This is a genomic window from Alphaproteobacteria bacterium (genome assembly GCA_019635875.1).
GTDB lineage: Bacteria > Pseudomonadota > Alphaproteobacteria > Reyranellales > Reyranellaceae > JAFAZJ01.
On sequence record JAHBYP010000005.1, the window covers coordinates 119,147 to 133,480 of the forward strand.

14 protein-coding genes are annotated in these 14,334 nt (G+C 67.5%); 4 read left to right on the forward strand and 10 right to left on the reverse strand.

Annotation, left to right across the window (positions count from 1 at the left end; all coding sequences use genetic code 11):
• Positions 1–249: 249 nt before the first annotated feature.
• Positions 250–1,215: a hypothetical protein gene (locus tag KF889_18635; protein ID MBX3501462.1), complete on the reverse strand. Its 966-nt coding sequence runs from the start codon at positions 1,213–1,215 to the stop codon at positions 250–252.
• A 615-nt stretch (positions 1,216–1,830) separates the two neighbouring features.
• Positions 1,831–2,664: a glycosyltransferase family 8 protein gene (locus KF889_18640; protein MBX3501463.1), complete on the reverse strand. Its 834-nt coding sequence runs from the start codon at positions 2,662–2,664 to the stop codon at positions 1,831–1,833.
• 212 nt (positions 2,665–2,876) lie between these two features.
• On the opposite strand from KF889_18640, the gene KF889_18645 reads away from it, so the two are divergent.
• Positions 2,877–3,065 carry a hypothetical protein gene (locus tag KF889_18645; GenBank protein ID MBX3501464.1) on the forward strand — a complete coding sequence of 63 codons (189 nt, stop codon included), beginning with the start codon at positions 2,877–2,879 and terminating at the stop codon, positions 3,063–3,065.
• 186 nt (positions 3,066–3,251) lie between these two features.
• Complete coding sequence (locus KF889_18650) at positions 3,252–3,539, forward strand: hypothetical protein (GenBank protein ID MBX3501465.1); 288 nt, start codon at positions 3,252–3,254, stop codon at positions 3,537–3,539.
• Between the two features lie 134 nt (positions 3,540–3,673).
• Here the strand turns inward: KF889_18650 and KF889_18655 are convergent, their stop codons facing one another.
• From KF889_18655 to KF889_18665, 3 genes are all read right to left on the reverse strand, one after another.
• Positions 3,674–4,519 (reverse strand): SDR family oxidoreductase, encoded by an 846-nt coding sequence (locus tag KF889_18655; GenBank protein ID MBX3501466.1) that lies wholly within the window; start codon positions 4,517–4,519, stop codon positions 3,674–3,676.
• A gap of 17 nt (positions 4,520–4,536) precedes the next feature.
• A complete protein-coding gene (locus tag KF889_18660) occupies positions 4,537–5,355 on the reverse strand; it encodes an amidohydrolase (protein MBX3501467.1) in 819 nt (272 codons plus the stop codon).
• Between the two features lie 142 nt (positions 5,356–5,497).
• Positions 5,498–6,244 (reverse strand): hypothetical protein, encoded by a 747-nt coding sequence (locus tag KF889_18665; GenBank protein ID MBX3501468.1) that lies wholly within the window; start codon positions 6,242–6,244, stop codon positions 5,498–5,500.
• 172 nt (positions 6,245–6,416) lie between these two features.
• Here KF889_18665 and KF889_18670 point away from each other — a divergent pair, with 172 nt between their 5' ends.
• Together KF889_18670 and KF889_18675 are read left to right on the forward strand one after the other, a co-directional pair.
• Positions 6,417–7,280, forward strand: a complete 864-nt coding sequence (locus KF889_18670) for a LysR family transcriptional regulator (GenBank protein ID MBX3501469.1) — start codon at positions 6,417–6,419, stop codon at positions 7,278–7,280.
• Between the two features lie 54 nt (positions 7,281–7,334).
• Positions 7,335–7,769 carry a hemin receptor gene (locus KF889_18675; protein ID MBX3501470.1) on the forward strand — a complete coding sequence of 145 codons (435 nt, stop codon included), beginning with the start codon at positions 7,335–7,337 and terminating at the stop codon, positions 7,767–7,769.
• Between the two features lie 74 nt (positions 7,770–7,843).
• Here KF889_18675 and KF889_18680 read toward each other — a convergent pair whose 3' ends face one another.
• The 5 genes from KF889_18680 to KF889_18700 form a co-directional block, all read right to left on the reverse strand.
• Complete coding sequence (locus KF889_18680; protein ID MBX3501471.1) at positions 7,844–8,644, reverse strand: helix-turn-helix domain-containing protein; 801 nt, start codon at positions 8,642–8,644, stop codon at positions 7,844–7,846.
• Between the two features lie 100 nt (positions 8,645–8,744).
• Complete coding sequence (locus KF889_18685; protein ID MBX3501472.1) at positions 8,745–9,854, reverse strand: ABC transporter ATP-binding protein; 1,110 nt, start codon at positions 9,852–9,854, stop codon at positions 8,745–8,747.
• Between the two features lies 1 nt (position 9,855).
• Positions 9,856–10,866 carry an extracellular solute-binding protein gene (locus KF889_18690; GenBank protein ID MBX3501473.1) on the reverse strand — a complete coding sequence of 337 codons (1,011 nt, stop codon included), beginning with the start codon at positions 10,864–10,866 and terminating at the stop codon, positions 9,856–9,858.
• Between the two features lie 54 nt (positions 10,867–10,920).
• Positions 10,921–12,651, reverse strand: a complete 1,731-nt coding sequence (locus KF889_18695) for an iron ABC transporter permease (protein MBX3501474.1) — start codon at positions 12,649–12,651, stop codon at positions 10,921–10,923.
• A 142-nt stretch (positions 12,652–12,793) separates the two neighbouring features.
• A complete protein-coding gene (locus tag KF889_18700; protein MBX3501475.1) occupies positions 12,794–14,125 on the reverse strand; it encodes a Rieske 2Fe-2S domain-containing protein in 1,332 nt (443 codons plus the stop codon).
• Positions 14,126–14,334 lie beyond the last annotated feature (209 nt).

Genomic DNA, 14,334 nt, shown 5'->3' on the forward strand with positions numbered 1-14,334 from the left:
GGGCGGACGGTGCCTTCGCTGCCAGCGCGGACGTGCTTGAAGGGAAGCGCGCAGAACGTACCCGGAAATGGCGAGCCCATGACTTCAACCATGCAGGGCCTCGGCCCGCCAGCCAGACCTCGGATTGCCCTATGAATAGAATATCACGGTGCTCGACAGGAGTGGCAGGCAATAGGCAGGAATCGCCGAAGAATGCTCAACCTGCGTTTCGGCTTCGGCCGCCCGCCACCCCTGGGATTCGGACGTCGCTCAGGATCCGGCCGTGGCCGGGCCGTCGCCCGCGCCCGCGCCGGTGACGTCGCCGGCGGTATCCGGGCTGTTCGGATCCGCGTCGCGAATGATGACCGTGGGTCGCCGCACCTGCGCGAGGCGGATGATCGGGTTGGCCGACGGCTTGCTCTCCTCGCCAAAGAAGCTTGCCAGGCCGGCCGTCGCGAACGTGCCATTGCCGGACAGGCTCTGGCCGTCGGAGAACACCGACAGGCCCCGAAGCATGCCATAGCGGTCGGTCGGACCGTTCTTCGTCGCGCCGACCGCGACGTCGAGCGGGCTCGACGCGCGATGCGCGGTGTTGGCCGCCGCCGGAACCGCCAGCGAGGCCAGCGCCACGGCGACCGCGCCCGGCACCATGGCACGGCGGATGAAGTGCGCCAGCCGGCGGTGCAAGGGCGCCGACGCCGAGTCGACAGCCGTCAGGTCGCCGCGCGGCACCTTCGATGTGACCCGCAGGGCGAAGGGTCCGCCCTTCCCGATCGAGCCGAGCAGGCGCCGCTGACACTCGAGAGCGCCGGCCTGATCCGTGGCCGAGGGGATCACGACGTACATCACCCGCTGGCCGGGATGGAAATAGACACCGGTGACCCGCTTGCCGAGCTCCCGCCGGCATGCCCTGGCGGCATCGAGCAGCGCCTGGGCGCGCTGGGCCACCAGCGTCGGATCGAAGACCACGGTGCCGGTGGCGAACATCTTCAGCCAGTGCTCGATCGAACGCGGCGACGCCACGGACCGCAGCGTGTGCGATTGAACCTGCACAGCCGTCTCCACGCCGGCCAGACTGAGCGCCCTCCGTGCATCCCGGCGCGCCGCTTCCATGTCGATTCCGGCCCTGACATGCAGGGTCAGACAATTTAGGCTCTCGTCGAGCGAGGCCACAAAGGCACCCGCAGGCAGCCCGATGGCCGCCCGATTGAGGCGCTGCAACACTGTGCTCAGCATAATTTCCCCCATCATCCCTGAACCGGTCTTCGATCCACCGCCGGAACCCCCTCCTCTACCTGTGGGGGTCCCGCTGCCCTGACCCAACCCGATGCGGTGAGTCGAAACTCGAAATGCATGCTTGAAACGAAATGAATCTAACGTGATCCATTGGATATATACACAAATGATTTTTCATGCGAGATGAGATAGAACTTGAAGTAGAATTCAGAAGATTATTGAGTTAAATCAACGATCACTTAATCGCATATGAAGTGTTAGTTCATATTCATCCATCAATTTGACTGTAAACAGATCACTGAATTGATTAGTGAGCTTTCACCCCGCGACACCCTCCCCGCTAATCGTGTGAGCGACCATTCAGAAACATGTGGCAGGAACATGTTCAACCTGAGATAGAGTCCCGGCACTTCACGAATTGCGTCCGAAAGTGGCGATTACACGCGTTGGGATGGGCAAATCCCGCTCCCTGCGACCGACGAAAGCAGCGCGCCGGTCATCGCCGCCGGACGCACGGGCAGATGCAGTGTGCGGTAGTGTGGAAGAAGCTTTTCTCTCTGAAAGAGACGGGCTGCCGGCAGGGCGGCAATTCGACGCTGCCGCGCCGCCGGGCCTCTACGGCATCGGCATTCGCATCGGGCTGACCGCCGCGTAGGTCTCGTAGAGGGCGCGCACCGGCGCGGGTGTCGCCTCAAGCCACGGCTTGGCCGGCCCGGAATAGTGAAAGATGCCGCGAAACGCCCCGGCCTCGAAGCGCTCGCAGTCTTCGGCCGACAGCGCGTGCAGCAGCACGTTCCACCGGCGGTCGAGGACGTGCTTGCGGCCCGCGAACACCGCGTTGACCAGGTCCTGGTCGGCCAGCTCCATCCGCTCGGCATTGGCGTCGTGCCACGCCAGCAGCTTCTCGAGCGCCCGCTCGCGGCGCCAGCCATGGGCATTGACGATCATGACGCCGCCGTTGAGCACGGGTTCGTCCGCAGCCAGGCCGAGCCGGCCACGCTCTCGGTCGAGCCAGTCGCCGGCTCCATCGGCGGCGCCGGCAACCAGCCGCTCGCCCAGCTCCAGCGCCAGGAGCGGCTCGATATCGGCCTGCACGATGGTGTCGCTGTCGAGATACAGGAACGAATCGGCCTCGATCAGATCGGCGATCAGGAGCCTGTCGTAGGTGACCGTGCCGAGATACTCCAGTCGCGGCCGGGCGAGGCCTTCGAATCGCCGGTCGTCGACCGTGATCAGCTCGATGCGGCGGTTGAACGTGTCGGCCAGCCGGTCGATCGCGGCCAGGATTTCAGGTGTGCCGGCGCCCCTGTCGTCCGCGCGCGTGAACCAGCTCGTGTCGAAGTTCAGCGCCGGCGCGTTGAGATAGAGCGACGTCAGGCACGTCAGCGCGGCGCCGGCATAGACGCGATCGCAGTTCAGCACCACGGGCCGCGCGCAGGTCTTGCGCATGCCCGGCGATTCCCTGGTGCTGAAGCTGGGAGTCATCGTCCTCGTCGTATCGTCGCGGCGTGAGAAGCCCCTGCGATCCGCCCGAGGCGCCGATACTTTGACGGCATCCGGCCCGATTGTCGCCGTCGTTTCCGGACGCCTCCGCCCGTCGAGGCAACGCGGGGCCCGCCCGGCCGTTCTAGATACTGCCGTTCCCCCCACGGAGACAGCCCATGCAGGATAGGCGCACCAGACGGCCGCCCCCGGCGCACGAGGACGAGTACCGCAACGATCCGCCGGTCGAGCAGCTGCCCGGCAAGGGCGACAAGCGTCAGGACAAGCGCTCGCCGGACGATCCGACGGCCGGCCGCATCGATGAGCACCGCGACCGGCCCGGCAAGGAGTCGCGGGACGAATCGTGAGCCAGTCCACCACGCCCGACGTCATCCGCCGCAAGAACCTGATCGTCGCCAGCCTGATCGGCGCCGCCATCCTGGCTGCGGCGCTGGGCGGCTTCGGTGGCCTGGTCTGGCTGCTGGCGGGCTGAGCGCCGGCGGAGAATCGGGCGGCGACGCGGCACCTTGCGCGCCGTGGCGCGTTGTCCCGCCATGTCACGCACGCCCCGCCTCACGGCCGACGACCTGGCCGCCCTGCGTTCGCTAGCCTCAGGCCAGGGAACCGTCGCCCCGGTCAGCCGCTACTGGCTGTCGGTCTACGAGCTGATCGACGAGACGCCCCGGGGATGGCGGCTCACGCCGCGCGGCCACGATTTCCTGCGCGAGCCGCTGCTCGAGATGCGCGAAGAGGCCGTCGCGCCGTCGGTGCCGCGCGTGCCGGCCACCGAGGTTCGCCCGCCGCGCCGACGCCGGCGGGCGGCGGCGCTGCCGAGGCACTAGACTAGAGCATCGAGCGGTCAATCGGACCCACCTGTCATCCCGAGCGCAGCGAGGGATCCAGGGAAGCTGCCTGGATCCCTCGCTGCGCTCGGGATGACAGGGTGAGTCTGATATTGCGCGCGTCGCGCTAGCCTTCAATAGCTCGGCCTGGTCGAGAACGGCGTGAGCTGCAGCTCGTGCGTCCAGCACGAGCGGTCCTGGGTGTGCAGGTACCAGAAGGCCTCGGCGATCTTCACCGGATTGATGATCAGGTCGGGCCGGTTCTGCAGCCGCGGCATGGCGCGCGTGCCGGGCGAATCGATGGTGCCGTCGATGACGATGTTGGCGACGTGCACGCCGTGCTCGGAATACTCCTCGGTCAGCACCTGCGCGAGCGTGCGCATCATCACCCGCGGATAGTACAGCGACTGGCCGGTCATGCGCTTGCGCCCGCGCAGCGAGCTCGCATTGTTGGAGAAGAAGAACGAGCCGGCGTTCTTCCGCCGCATGGCGGGCAGCACCTCCCTGGCGACCAGGAAGGGCCCGCGCGAGGCGATGTGCTGGGCGGTGTCGAACATCTCCACCGGGATGTGCTCGAGCAGCTCCTTCTCCGGCGGCAGATCGCGGCCCTCGAGATAGCCGGCGTTGTAGACCACGACCTCCGGATCGCCCGCCTCGGCGCGGACAGCGGCGAAGGCCCGGCTCACCGAGTCCTGCGACGACAGGTCGAGCTCGACGATCATGCTCTGCCCGCCCTGCTCCCTGATCGCCGCATCGAGCGCCGCGGCGTTGGCGCTGGAACGTGTGGTCAGCACGGTGAAGAAGCCCTCGGCCGCGAATTTCTGCGCGATCGCGCCGCCCACACCCCAGCGCACGCCCACCGGCAACGCGCTGTCGTCGAGCGCCTTGCCGTGGATCAGCTTCGTATTGCGCCCGTCCGACTGCCACTTCGACGTGGCGCCGATCACCACGGCGACAGGTTTGCCCTTGGTGTTCTGCATGGCGTCGTCCCTCCCTCCTACTTCCACCCCCACCACGCCCGGATCGCATCGCCGAAGATCAGGCGCCGGTCGTTGTCGTTGAGCCACGGCACCTCGCTCAGCATGGTCACGCATTGCCGCCACGAGCACGGCATCTTGGTGATGTCGGTGCCCCAGAACATGCGCTGTGGCCCGAAGGCGTCGAAGATCTGCTTCAGGTAGCCCTGCATGATCGGGAACGGATAGGCTTCGGCCGAGTAGCCCGGCGCGCCGGTCGCCTTGACGGCGATGTTGGGGTGCTTCGCCAGCGCCAGCAGTCGCGGCATGTGCTCCATCGCTTCGTGGTCCTTGAGCGTCGTCATGCCGCCGCGGCCGCCGAGATGGTCGATGGTGAGCTTCAGCCCCGGGAAGCGCTCGGCGATGCGCCCGATATCGGGCAGCGAGTCGGTGCACAGCATGGCGACGGGCACGCCTGCCCTCTCGGCCTCCGACCACAGCCAGTCGAGCGAGCCGTCGGCCAGCCACTGTCGCACCGGCTCGTGCAGGAAGGTCCAGCGCAGGCCCAGCATGCCCGGCTGCTCGCGCCAGCGCGCGATCCTGGACCGCGACTCGGCGGGCTTGTCGAGCGGCAGCGAGCTCATGATTGCGAAGCGGCCGGGATAGTCCCGCACCGCCCGGGATGCCATCGCGTCGTTGTCCGGATCCCAGCCCACCGTGTGGATGATCGCGGCATCGATGCCGCCCTCATCCATCTCGGCGATCGCCTCCTGCGGCGTGTAGTGCGTCACCTGGCGATGCGACATGTTGCTGGGCAGCCCGGTGCCCCAGGTATGGATCTGGGCGTCGGTGATGCGCATGGGTGCCTGCTCCTCCCGTGTCGGGGCGGATATCAGCATGGAACGCGCGCGACCGCGACAAGGCGATCGCGCGCTATCGGCTGAACGATGAAGCTGCCCTCGACATAGACAGTGCAGGTCGGCTCGAGTCAGGTGCGCCGGGCTAGAGGATGTAGTCCCACGGCAGCAGCGCGCTCTCGGGCATGATGCTGTCGGGGATGCCCGGCTGGACCACGTCGCCCGCAAGGGTGCTGGACAAGCCGTCGTTGATGTTGCCGGCGTCGATATAGAACTTGACCGGCACACGGACGCTGGTGTCGGCGTACGCCCAGTCGATGACGTCCTCGAAGCCCGACGACGGCTCGCTGGTGCGCCCGTCGCCGCCATCCAGCACCTTCACATGCGGCCCGCCACCCGACGGGGGAGCGCCAAAGCTGAAGCTGCTGATCTCGAGCTGCCCGTTGAAGCCGCCGTCGTCCGTCGACGCGGTCGTGGCAGAACCCCAGTGGAAGTTGAAAATCTCGATCTCGCCCGCCGGCGCCGCGGAAGTGGGCGGGCCGTCCGCCGGGGTCAGCCCTGCCTGCTCCACCCCATCGGTCGTCAGGTCGGACGACCCGGCGTCGGTGGCCGAAGCGAGCACGTTCGCCGAGAGCGTCTTGCCGGTGCCCGACGGCCCGGCGGCATCCGGATCGAGCACCGGATCGTCCGCCACCAGCGTCGCGGTGGAGGAATCCCTGGTTTGCATCTCGCCGGTGCCGCCGTCCGGCGTGTCGGCCACGAGCGAGTCCTCGCCCTCCTCCGACAGGCTGATGCGCCTGACGTTCACGTACTTGTACTCGGGGTCGAGCGAACCGGACTCCCCGGCTTGCCCATCGACGCCCAGGTCGTCGAGATCGGGATAGATTGGCATGGAGTTTCTCCCTGTATTGGCGTTGCAGGAAACAGCGGCCCGCGTCCGCGTGGCCGGTCTCTCCTAATGATCGCGCCGTCCCTGAAATGGAACCCGCAGGCCCGCACCCAGCGAATGCGCTCTTGCATCCGTGCAGGCGGCTGATGCAGCGTTGCGGCAAGGGGCGAGATCCATGTCGTTGAACTGGGACGATCTGAAGGTGCTGCTGGCCGTCAGCCGGTCGGGCTCGCTGACGGCCGCCGCCACGCTGCTGGGCATCGACCAGTCGACCGCGGGCCGTCGCATATCGGCGCTGGAAGCCGATCTCGGTGCCATCCTCTTCGCTCGTTCCAAGACCGGCTACGCGCCGACCCCGGCCGGGGAGGTGGTGATCGCCCGCGCGCTCGAGATGGAATCGCGCGCCATCCGGCTGAGCGAGGAGGTCGCCAATGCCGGTCAGGGCGCGGTCGGGCTGGTGCGCCTGATCGGCAACGCCTGGACCATGACGCGGCTGGTCGAGCGCGCCGTGCCGGCGCTGCTGGCGGCGCATCCGCGGCTCGACCTGCGCACCATCGGCGGACCCAATCCGCGCAGCCTGGGCCGCGGCGAGGCCGCCGTCGCGCTGTGGTTCGAGATGACCCCGCGCGAGTCGGAATTCGCCGTCAAGCTCGGCGACGTGCCCTATGCCATCTATGCGCCGACCGGCGTCGATCCGGCCGGGCTGCCCTGGGTGTCGTTCTGGGACGACGAGGCGCCGCGCCGTGCGCCGATCCGCTGGATCGAGCGCGAGCGCAAGCCGGGCCAGGCGCTGCGCCTGACCGCGACGGATTCCTCCGTGCTGCGCGCGGGCATCCGCAACGGCCTCGGCAAGGGGCTGCTGCCGATGTGCCTGGCCGAGGGCGATCCCGCTTTGGTGCGGGTGAATGCCGGCGCGCCCGACCTCGTGCGCGCGCTTCACCTGCACGCCCATCCCGACACCATCCAGACCGCACGCATCCAGGTGACCATGGCCTGGCTGCGCGAATCCTTCGCCGCAGTCTTCCTGCCGGGCGACTGACTGGAATGGCGTATGCTAGGCTGTGTCGCGCCCTGCATGCGGTGGAGCGGCCCGATGCGACTCCAGAACGACGATATCGACATAGTGCGCGGCAGCTACTGGCATGTCTCGCGCATGGCGCAGGAGACGGCGGCGCTGTTCTACGATCACCTCTTCGAAATCGCGCCGCAGACCCGCTCCCTGTTCCCCGCCGATCTCTCTGAGCAGGGCACGAAGCTGATGAGCATGATGGGCTCGATCGTCGCGCGGCTGCACGACCACGACGTGCTGGTTCCGATGGTGGCCGATCTCGGCCGCCGGCACGTGACCTATGGCGTGCAGCCGGCGCACTACGAGGCGGTCGGCGCGGCGCTGATGGCGGCGCTCGAGCGCACGCTGGGCGACCGGTTCACGCCCGAGGTGGCGGCCGCCTGGCAGAACGCCTTCGATGCGCTGGCGCGGACGATGATCGAGGCCGCCTGGCCGCCGTCCGACCGCGCCGCCTGCTGAACACGCCCTTCCGCCGCGCCGGCGCAATCCTGGAGACGCGGGCGCGTGGCGCAGCCGAAGCCGTCGCCCTGCCCCTACAACAGCTGCGGCGCCAGCGCCTCGGTCTCCTCGCGCAGCACGTCGATGTACTTCTCGACGAAGCTGTCGGTCGAGGAATCCTCGACCCAGGCCGCCACGCTCACCGCGGCGATGGTAACGCCGTCGTAGCGGCGCAGCGGCACGGCGATGGCGTGGTAGCCGCGGCGCATCTCCTGCGCGGTCATGGCGTAGCCCTGCCGGCGGATGTGCAGGATCTCGTGGCGCAGCGCGGCCCGGTCGGTGACCGTGAACTCGGTCATCGCCTTGGGCTCGAGATGCTCGAGCCAGCGATCGAGCGCGGCGTCGGTCAGCTGGCTCAGAAGCGCGCGGCCGGCGGCGGTGTTGAAGGCGGGACGGCGCAGGCCGATGGTCGGCGCCAGGATGTCGGGGCGGCCGTGCAGCGAATGGGCGATCATCATGATGTCCTGGCCGTCGAGCACGGCGGCGAAGCAGGATTGTTCGGTGCGGTCGCTGATGCGCTCGCAGGCCGGCTGCACCACGGTCGAGACCATGTTGGAGCCGAGATAGGCCGAGGCCAGCTCCATCACGCGCGGCGTGAGCCGGAAGGTGCGGCCATCGCTTTGCGCCATGCCCAGGCAGGTGAGCGTGTAGAGCACGCGGCGCACGCTGGGCTTGGGCAGGTCGGTGGCGCGCGCCACGTCGCTCAAGGTCATCTGGCGCTTTTCCCGACCGAAGGCCTCGATGACCCGCAGGCCGCGCGCGAAGGCCTCGAGGAAGTCCGGCCCGAAGCCGCTTTCCGCCCGCTTCTGCGCATCCGCCGCGCGTAGCTTTGCCATCATATCCCCGTCGTCCTGAGCGCAGCGAAGGACCTCGCGGTATCGCGGCCAGGTCAAAGTGCTGTGAAGGTTGCCCCCACCGCAAGGTCCTTCGCTGCGCTCAGGACGACGAAGTGGCGGGCAACGCCCAGGCATTGTCGGCGTCGACCAGCAGGGTCACCGGTTCGCCCACCGCCATCGCCCGCGTCGCCGGGCATTCGACGTGGAAGCGCTTGTCGGCCGTCTCCACGGTGAGCGAACGGCGCGGTCCGCGGAAGACGCCGTCGATCACCCGGCCCGACCAGGCGAACTGCCCCTCGCGCACCGCCGTGCCCGGCTGGGCCAATGCCACGTCTTCCGGCCGCACCATGACCAGCACCTTGTCGCCGGCGTGGAACGAGCCGGATGCGCGGCATTCGCCCGCGCCCAGTGGCGCCTCGATCGACAGCACGTGGCCCTCGCCGTTGGGCCGGCTGGCGCGCACCGTGGCCTCGATCAGGTTGGGCGTGCCGAAGAACGCCGCGACCTCGGCGCTGGCCGGCCGGCGGTAGACCGCTTCCGGCGCGCCGCTTTGCAGCACCAGGCCGCGCTGCATCACCACGACGCGGTCGGAAAGCGCCATCGCCTCCTCCTGGTCGTGGGTGACGTAGATCGTGGTGATCTTCAGGCGCCGCTGCAGCGCGCGGAACTCCTCACCCATCTGCGTGCGCAGGCGGGCGTCGAGGTTGCTGAGCGGCTCGTCGAGCAGCAGCACCTCGGGCTCGAAGATCAGCGCGCGCGCGATGGCCACGCGCTGCTGCTGGCCGCCCGACAGGGCCGGCGCCGGCCGGTCGGCGAAGCGCTCCATCTCGACCAGCGCCAGCGACTTGGCCACGCGCTGCCTGATCTCGTCCTTGGGCACGCGGCGCACGCTCAGCGGATAGGCGACGTTGTCGAACACCGTCATGTGCGGCCAGATGGCGTAGGACTGGAACACCATGCCGAGCTTGCGCTGGTCCGGCGGCACGAAGAGCCCCGCCGCGGCGTCGCTGACGATGCGATCGCCGATGACGATGGTCCCGGTGTCGTTGCGCTCCAGCCCGGCGATCATGCGCAGGGTCGTGGTCTTGCCGCAGCCCGAGGGCCCGAGCAGGGTGACGAACTCACCGTGATCGACGGCGAGTTCGATGTTGTCGACGGCCTTCACTTCCGCGAAGTGCCGGGAGACGTGATGGAGGGCGACGCCGGGCACGTTACTTGTAGATCTCCTTGGCCAGCGCCAGCATCGCGTCCTGCTTCGGCGGATCGGTGGTACCCATCGCCGGGGTCGCCAGCAGCGTGCGGATCTCCGGCAGGGTCTTCTCGACCACGCCGCCGATCACCGGGGCGTAGCCGGCATTGGCGTAGACCAGCTGCTGCTCGGGCTCGAGGTAGTGGTTCATGAACAGCCGCGCGGCGTTGGGGCGCGGCGCGTTCTTCAGGATGGTAAGATCGAAGCGCACCCAGGGACGGCCCTCCGCCGGCACGATGGGCTTGATCGGCAGGCCCTTGAGGTTGTTGAGGTTCTGCAGCGAGAACGGCAGGTAGAGCGGGTATTCGCCGCGCGCCACCCGGCGCTCCGAGTTCTGGAGGTCGCGCGAGAAGACCGGCTTCTGCGCCGCCAGCTTCTCGTGGAACTCCCGGCCGAAGGTGTTCTGCATCACCACGAAGAAGACCGCGCCGCCGCCCAGCGCGCGGTAGTCGTCGCTGAGGATCTTGCCGGCCCATTTGGGGTCGAGGATGTCCTTCCAGCTCTTCGGCTCGTCGGCCGGCTTCACCATGTTGCGGTTGACCATCAGCGCGTAACTGATGACCTCGCACGGGATCTTGATCTCGTCGGCGACGAAGGGCGCGACGATGTTCTTCGTGTTGGGGATGTCGCCGCGCGGCTGGAAGTTGCCGTCGCGCTGCATCAGCCAGGTCGTCGTGCTGCCGTTGTGATGGATGTCGCCGAGGAAGCGGCCGGCGGACTGCTCGACCCGCACGCGCTCGCGCACTTCGCTGGCGCGCGCTTCCAGCTTCTCGATGGCGATGCCGTACTTCTTCGTGAAGGAATCGGTGGTCTGCTTGAGGAACGGGTTGCCCACGGAAGCGGTGTAGAGCACCAGCTTGCCTTCCTTGCGTCCCGCATCCTCGACCTTCTTCCAGTCGTCGGCCTGCGCCTGCGCGGTGCGCGAGAGCGCCGCGCCGGCGGCCAGTCCTGCCAGAACGTGTCTTCTCAACATGGCCCCAACCTCCCTGTGTTGCGTTGCCATCCCTCGCTGCGCTCGGGACGACAGCTAGAGCGTACTGATGCGCTTCTTGATCACCTTGAGCTGAACCCAGCGGAACACCACGACCATCACCAGCATCACCAGGCCGATGACGCTGACCTCCTCCGGCTTGCCGCCGACCCACATCTTCAGCATCACCACCGAGAGCACCTCGGTGCCCGGCGCGTAGAGCAGGATCGAGGCGGAAAGCTCGCGCATGATGCCGAAGAAGATCAGCACCCAGCCGACGGCGAAGGCCGGCCAGGCGAGCGCCACGAGGATGCGCCCGAGCGTCTGCCACCAGTTCGCGCCGTGCACGCGCGAGCATTCCTCGATGTCGGTGGCGATCTGCTGGTAGGCCGCCGAGGTCACCCGGACGGCGATCGGCGTGCCCAGCGCGACATAGGCCAGCAGCAGCGCCAGCAGGGTGCCGTAGATCGGGATGCCGTGCGGCAGCGTGGCGAAGCCCCACAGGAAGCCGATGCCCAGCACCATGCCCGGCATCATCCACGGCAGCCAGGCCAGCGCGTCGATCAGCCTTCTGCCGCGCCACTTCGTGCGCGTGGTGACATAGGCGACGATGCCGCCCAGGGTCATGGTCGCGGTGGCGCCGAGGAAGCCCAGCAGCAGGGTGTTGCCCATGGCGCGCCAGAAGGTCTCGTTGCCCCAGACGCTGCGGTAGTGGTCGAAGGTGAGCATGTCGGCCTGGTAGAAGCCGAAGAACCGGAAGAACGAGCTGAGGATCAGCTGGCCGACCGGCAGCGCCACGGTCAGCAGGAAGAACAGCACGCAGATGCCGAAGGTCACCCAGCGCATCCAGCCCAGCCGCGTGACGTTGGGCGCATAGCCCTTGCCGGTGACGGTGGCGAAGCTGCGCCCGCCGAGCAGCCGGCTCTGCCCCAGCAGCAGCAGGAACATCAGCCCGAGCGCGGCGAAGGAAAGCGCCGTGGCCGACTGGTAGTCAGGCTGCGCGCGTTGGGTGATGGCGTCATAGATCTCCGTCGTGATCACGGTGATGCCGGCGGGGGTGCCGAAGAACACCGGCGATTCGAAGGACTCGATGCCGCGGATGAAGCTCAGGATGAAGGCGCTGGTCGTCACCGGCAGCATCAGGCCGAAGGTGATGCGCCAGAAGGTCTGCCAGCGGCTCGCGCCCGACATGCGGCTCGATTCCTCGAGCGCCGGATCCATGGCGCGGAAGGCGTCGACGATGAACAGGAACATGAAGGGCGTCGAATACTGCATCATGTGCCAGACGACGCCGCCCCAGGAATAGACGTCGACCAGCGTGCTGTCGGAGCCGCTCAGCCAGCGCCAGGCGAGGTTGATGGTGCCGACCTGGGCGTTGCCCAGCATCGCCCACGCCGTCGCCGTCAGGATCGGCGGGATGAAGAACGGCAGGGTGATCAGGATCTCGAGCGTGCCGCGCGCCGGCGTGTCTGTGCGCGCCACGATCCACGCCAGCAGGATGGCGAGCGCCACGGCGAGGATCGTCTTGACGAAGGACAGCAGGACGGTGTCGAGCAGGATCTGCGCGTTGCGCGCCGTCAGCAGCCCGATGTAGCCGTCGAGATTGAACTCACCGGCGACGCCCGGCGGCGCCGAATGCAGGCTGCCGTAGAGCAGCATCGCCATCGGATAGAGCGACAGGAAGCCGAGAATCAGCACCAGCGCCGTCATGCCCAGCGGCCGTCCCCAACGCCACAGGCCGCGCGGCAGCACGGGGGTTGAGGTGGGCAGCTGGACGGCGACGGTCATTCGATTCCCTTACCTTCCCCCGGAGGGGGAAGGTGGCGCGGAGCGACGGATGGGGGATGCCTCAACGACTCCTGTGTTCGTCTTCGACATCCCCCATTCGCCCTTCGGACACCTTCCCCCTCCGGGGGAAGGTAGACGTGCTCTACTCTGCGGCCATCGGCAGGCGGTTGAGCAGGCCGAGCGGGCTGTCCGCGGTCTGCAGGTGATCGGCGTAGGCGGCGAGCCAGTCCTTGCTGGCCGGCGCCACGAAAGCACCGCCGCGCGCGCGGCGACAGAGGTCGGGATTGTCGACGGTGGCCGGAGCCTCACCCTTGTCGCGCAGCGCCTCGGCCGCGGCGATCAGCCGGCGCCGCGTGATCATGATCATGCGGTCCGAGGGCGCCAGATGCTCGAGCGAGCGATCGACGATCTCGCCCATGCACTCCACCGCCGCCTGGTCCTGCCGGCCGATGCCCTGGATGCCCGTGTAGTTCACGTGCTTCTGCATCTCGCGATCAATGAAATAGTCGTTGTCGCGCCGCGCCTCCAGGCGATGGCGCCCGTACCAGTCGGTGGTGTTGGGCAGGTACTTCGCATCCGGCGCGAGGCCCGGGATCCAGTCGCCGTTGGCGAGCGTCTCCAGCGGCCTGGTCTTCTTCTTCCAGGCCAGATTGTAGGTCATCGTGTGCGTGTCATCCATCGGCACGTTGAAGGTGCAGGCGATCTGGTCCTCGAACGAGCCGTTGGGCGTGAAGGTGATGAACGGGAAGAGGAAGTGGGCGAAGCGGTAATAGTAGGAGCCGGGCTCGGCCGGACGGTAGGCGGCGTACATCGTGCCCCACTCGGTCTCGGTCGACTTGTAGTCGGGCGCGCGATCGCCGACGCCCCATTTGTGGATGGTCTTGGGATCGACGTCCTCCATCTTCAGCCCGCCGATATGCAGGAAGCCGAAATGCGAGGTGTCGATGTCACCTTCGAGCGACTGGAACCAGTTGCACTCGCGCTGGTGCACGCGGGTGAAGCGCTCCTCGTCGGAGAGCGCCAGGATCTCGATGCTGTACATCGGCGGCGGCGCCGACTGGCGCTTGCCCATGTATGTCCAGACGATGCCGTTCTTCTCCACGACCTTGTAGGCCTTGGCCTTGATGCGGTCCTTGAAGTCCTGCGCCGGCGGCACGTTGGGCATGTCCAGGCAGTTGCCTTCGACGTCGAACTTCCAGCCGTGGTAGACGCAGCGCAGCCCGCCTTCTTCGTTGCGTCCGAAGAACAGCGATGCGCAGCGATGCGGGCAACGATGCTCCATGATGCCGACGCGGCCATCGGTGTCGCGGAAGGCGATGAGCTGCTCACCGAGCAGCAACAGGCGCATCGGCTCGCCGTCGGACTTCAGCTCCGACGACAGGCAGGCCGGAATCCAGTATTCGCGCATCAGGTTGCCCATCGGCGTGCCTGGTCCAACGCGCGTCAGAAGCTCATTATCGGACACAGAAAGCATGATTTCCTCCGCTTTCGTCCGTTCTTCGGACGTTCGTACGATTTTACCACGGAGTGAAATACCCCACAATTGGCGGGCACTTCTTTGACTGTGACAAACGCCGGACTGTCGTCGTGAGCACCGCGTAGGACGCCGGCGCTCCCAGTAAAGGCCACGGAGGATGAGAGACCATCGAAGCTGCTGGAACGCATCCGCGCAGATCAAGTCAC